The organism is Lactobacillus sp. UMNPBX15 (genome assembly GCF_002553785.1).
In the GTDB taxonomy this organism is placed as follows: domain Bacteria; phylum Bacillota; class Bacilli; order Lactobacillales; family Lactobacillaceae; genus Lactobacillus; species Lactobacillus crispatus.
Genome location: NZ_PCYV01000059.1, coordinates 1 through 3,457, shown reverse-complemented (window position 1 = coordinate 3,457; position 3,457 = coordinate 1). Strand labels below are relative to the sequence as shown.

At 41.6% G+C, this 3,457-nt stretch carries 1 protein-coding gene; it reads left to right on the top strand.

What is annotated here, in order from left to right; translation table 11 throughout:
• The coding region (locus CP366_RS10175; RefSeq protein WP_143469306.1) for a DUF1542 domain-containing protein at positions 1-3,146 on the top strand (3,146 nt) is incomplete at its 5' end.
• Between the last annotated feature and the right edge of the window lie 311 nt (positions 3,147-3,457).

Genomic DNA, 3,457 nt, shown 5'->3' with positions numbered 1-3,457 from the left:
CTAACCTGACTGATGAAGAAAAGCAAGCTGTGAAGGATCAAGCTAATAAAGCTGCTGATAAGGCTAAATCAGCTATTAATACAGCTCAAGATAATGATGCTGTTAAGAAAGCACAAACTGATGGAGTTAATAACATCAATGGAATTAAAGTTCCAGAAGACTCCCAAGTTAAGCAAGATGCTAAGGATGCCATTGATCAAGCTGCTAAGACTAAGGACGATGCAATCGATGCTTCAAACTTAACTGCTGAAGAAAAGGCTGATTTGAAGAAGACCGTTGATGCTGCAGGTCAAAAAGCTAATGCTGCAATTGATGCTGCCACTAAAGACGCTGATGTTACTACAGCTAAGAACACTGGTGTTGGAAAGATTAACAAGATTACTGTTCCTACTACTTCAGCCACTAAAGATGCTGCTAAGGATGCCATTGATCAAGCTGCTAAGACTAAGGACGATGCAATCGATGCTTCAAACTTAACTGCAGAAGAAAAGGCCGCCCTGAAGCAGGAAATCAGTGATGCCCAGACTGCTGCTAACCAGGCTATTGATAAAGCCACGACTAAGGATGCAGTAAACACTGCTAAGGAAAATGGTGTTGACACGCTTAACAAAGTTAAGGTTCCTGATACTTCTGCAACTAAAGATGATGCCAACAAGGCAATTGATGATGCTTTTAACAATAAGAAGAGCGAAATTAATGGAGCAACCAATCTTGATCAACCTACTAAAGACAAGTTGATCAAAGAAGCAACTGATGCAGCAACTGCAGCAAAAGCCGCTATCGACAAAGCTACAACAAACAATGATGTAGCTACTGAACAAACTAAGGGTACTAAGGCAATTGATGAAGTGAAAGTGCCTAGTTTGACTGATAGTCAAACAGCAGCAAATAACGCTATCGATACTGCATTAACTACTCAGACTAATGCAATTAACCATGCTTCTAACTTGAGTGATCAAGAAAAGCAAGATTTGGTTAAGCAGGCAACCGATGCAGCCAACACCGCCAAGGCCAACATCGCTAAGGCAAATACTAACGATGGTGCAAGCCAAGCTGGTAAAGCTGGTGTCGCAGAGATTGAAAAGGCTGTTCCAACCAGTCTTGAAGACGCCAAGACAGCAGCAAATAACGCTATCGATACTGCATTAACTACTCAGACTAATGCAATTAACCATGCTTCTAACTTGAGTGATCAAGAAAAGCAAGATTTGGTTAAGCAGGCAACCGATGCAGCCAACACCGCCAAGGCCAACATCGCTAAGGCAAATACTAACGATGGTGCAAGCCAAGCTGGTAAAGCTGGTGTCGCAGAGATTGAAAAGGCTGTTCCAACCAGTCTTGAAGACGCCAAGACAGCAGCAAATAACGCTATCGATACTGCATTAACTACTCAGACTAATGCAATTAACCATGCTTCTAACTTGAGTGATCAAGAAAAGCAAGATTTGGTTAAGCAGGCAACCGATGCAGCCAACACCGCCAAGGCCAACATCGCTAAGGCAAATACTAACGATGGTGCAAGCCAAGCTGGTAAAGCTGGTGTCGCAGAGATTGAAAAGGCTGTTAATGCTGTTGAAATTCCAACATCTTCTAAGACCAAGAATGACGCTAATAGTGATCTTGATAAGACAGCTGATGCTGCTAAGCAGGCTATCGATAAAACTTCAGGTTTAACTGATGATCAAAAGAAAACAGCAAAGGATCAAATTGACCAAGCTGTTGCTGATGCTAAAGAAAACATCAATAAGGCTTCTGATGACACAGGTGTTGCAGCTGCAACGGATGCAGGTAAGCTCGCAATCGACAAGGTAAGTGCAAATGCCGCAATTGATGAAGCACTGGCTGAAAAGAATAATTCAATTGATGATGCTCCTAACCTGACTGCTGAAGAAAAGAAAACTGTGAAGGACCAAGCTCAGACAGCTGCAACTAATGCCAAGACTGCCATTAGCAAGGCATCAACTGTCGGTGATGTTACTACAGCGCAAACCAAGGGTGAAAAGGCTATTAATGCTGTTGAAGTTCCAGCTGATTCTGATGTTAAGAAGAAAGCTAAGGATGCCATTGATCAAGCTGCTAAGACTAAGGACGCTGCAATCGATGCTTCAAACTTAACTGCTGAAGAAAAGGATGCTTTGAAGAAGACCGTTGCTGGTGAAGTTCAAACAGCTAAGGGCAAGATTGATGCTGCCACTAACAACGCTGATGTTGAATCAGCTAAGAACACTGGTGTTGAAACGATTAACAACATTCCTACTACTTCAGCAACTAAAGATGCTGCTAAGCAGGCTATCGATAAAACTTCAGGTTTAACTGATGATCAAAAGAAAACAGCAAAGGATCAAATTGACCAAGCTGTTGCTGGTGCTAAAGAAAACATCAAGAATGCTTCTGATAACACAGGTGTTGCAGGTGCAACGGATGCAGGTAAGCTCGCAATCGACAAGGTAAGTGCAAAGGCTGCAATTGATGCAGCAGTTGCCGCTAAGAAGAGCAAAATTGCGAAGGCGCCATTAACTTCTGAAGAAGCCAAGCTTTTAAACAACTTGGTAGATCAAGAAGCTGACGCTGCAAAGGACGCTATTGATGCCGCTACTACTAATGCGGTTGTTGAAGCTGCCAAGAATAATGGTGTTGAAACGATTAACAACATTAATGTTCCTGCTACTTCCGCAACTAAAGATGATACCAACAAGGCAATTGATGATGCTTTAGCTAAAAAGATTGAAGAAATCAACAATGCTAACTTAACTGATGACCAAAAACAAAGCCTTATTGATCAAGCTCAGAACGCAGCTAACCAGGCTAAGGAAAACGTTCGGAGTGCTTCCACTGATGAAGACGTTCAAACTGCTAAGAACAATGGAATTGCAGCTATTAACGGAATTACTGTTAAGAGTAATTCAGTCGATGACCAAGATAATTCTGCAACTAATGAAGGGAACGGTAACCAAGCTGGTCATATTCAAAGTGATAACTCCAGTGACGTTACAAAGCATAGTTCTACTCAACAGTCTGGTAATGAAAAAGATAAATTACCACAAACTGGTAACGAAATACAACGTGGTGCAGGCTTGGTTGGCTTAGCCATTGCAGGCTTAGCTATTTTGTTGGGCAGTGCCGGATTCCGTAAAAAGCGGGATTAAGCAACTACTCAAACCGTCGTAGCAAATTCATAACATAAATAAGGCCCAAGGACTTGCATGAGCAGGTCCTTGGGTCTTATTTGGTTTTCAGCTTGCATAATAAGGTAAGCAGTCGGTATCCACACGTCTAGAATTTGTAATTGAATCCTCCTATGCTGGAATTACCAGTGAAGGAGGATATTTTTTATGAATCATAATAACGATATTGTTGAAGCTAACGTAAGCGTCATATAACCGAGTATCTGTTTTAGCCTTCATTTTTCAGGTATTCTAATCTCATCAATTTAATGGAGGTTAAGAATATGATCGAA